A 1,281-nucleotide genomic window follows, 5' to 3' on the forward strand; every position below is an offset into this window, starting at 1 on the left:
CGGTACAAACCGGAGACATCGTTTACATTTCAAACCGGGGACATGGTTTACAGGCTAATACGCATGATCAGGAGGTATCTGATCATGCCCTGGAACCAAGAGTCCCCCATGGATCAACGAGTCAGATTGGTTGGCGAGTGGCTTTCCGGTGATTACACCAAGAGCCAGCTCGCTCGCCGGTACAACGTCAGCCGCCCGACGGTCGACAAGTGGATATCGCGATATTCGGCAGGCGGTGCTGAAGCCCTGACTGATGCCTCACGACGCCCTAACAACAGTCCTAACAAGACAAGTGATGAGTTATTGGCTCGGATTGTTGCGATGAAAGAGGCGCACGATAAATGGGGCCCCAAGAAGCTGATTGAACTGCTGCGCCTTGAAGATCCATCGATTGATTGGCCGTCTCCGAGCACAGCTGGGCAGTGGTTGGACCGGATGGGCATGGTCCACAAGCGCGGGCCAAAACGGCGCTACGGAAAAAGCCCCACGAAAATGCGAGAGGCCAACGAGCCGAACCAGACCTGGTGCATCGATTACAAAGGCCAGTTCAAAATGCTCAACGGCCAGTGGTGCTACCCGCTGACAGTTACGGATCATGCCTCACGCCTCATTTTGGCCTGCAAAGCCCACAAGAACATCATGACGCAACCGGTCATGCAGACGCTTGAGTGGCTTTTTCAGGAGCATGGCATGCCGGAGGTCATCCGCTCTGACAACGGCAGCCCGTTTGCGTCGACGGGCTTGGCAAGGATGTCCACAATTGCTGTCTGGCTGATCCGTCTCGGCATCTACCCCGAACGAACGGCCCCCGCGCGCCCTGACCAGAATGGCCGTCACGAGCGGATGCACCGCAGCATGAAGCTTGAACTGCCTGTGGGGCACAATTTGATTGATCAGCAGTTGCTGCTTGAGCACTTCAGGCAGGAGTTCAACTATATCCGCCCCCACGAAGCACTGGGGATGAAACGCCCATTCGAGCTGTATGTGCCATCCAACCGGCCTTACCCAGGATGTCTGCCTATCGTGGAGTACCCCACCGCAATGGCAGTCCGCAGTGTTAGGCAGAATGGCTCAATCAAATGGAAGAACAAGCTGCTGTTCATCAGCGAGGCCTTGTCTGGCGAGAGGATAGGCCTGAAGGAGGTGGAAGATGATGTTTGGGATGTGTTCCTGTGTGACCATCTCCTGGGGAGGCTTGAACGGGGTGCAAACCGCGTCCAAGCCTCAAATGTGTAAACCATGTCCCCGGTTTACGATGTAAAGGATGTCTCCGGTCGTACA

General features: G+C 55.6%; 1 protein-coding gene. It reads left to right on the plus strand.

What is annotated here, in order from left to right:
- Positions 1-84: 84 nt before the first annotated feature.
- Positions 85-1,236, plus strand: a complete 1,152-nt coding sequence (locus M2S36_RS23470; protein ID WP_442969530.1) for a DDE-type integrase/transposase/recombinase — start codon at positions 85-87, stop codon at positions 1,234-1,236.
- Positions 1,237-1,281: the final 45 nt, after the last annotated feature.

Source organism: Pseudomonas sp. SF2, assembly GCF_036858055.1.
Taxonomy (GTDB): Bacteria; Pseudomonadota; Gammaproteobacteria; order Pseudomonadales; family Pseudomonadaceae; genus Aquipseudomonas.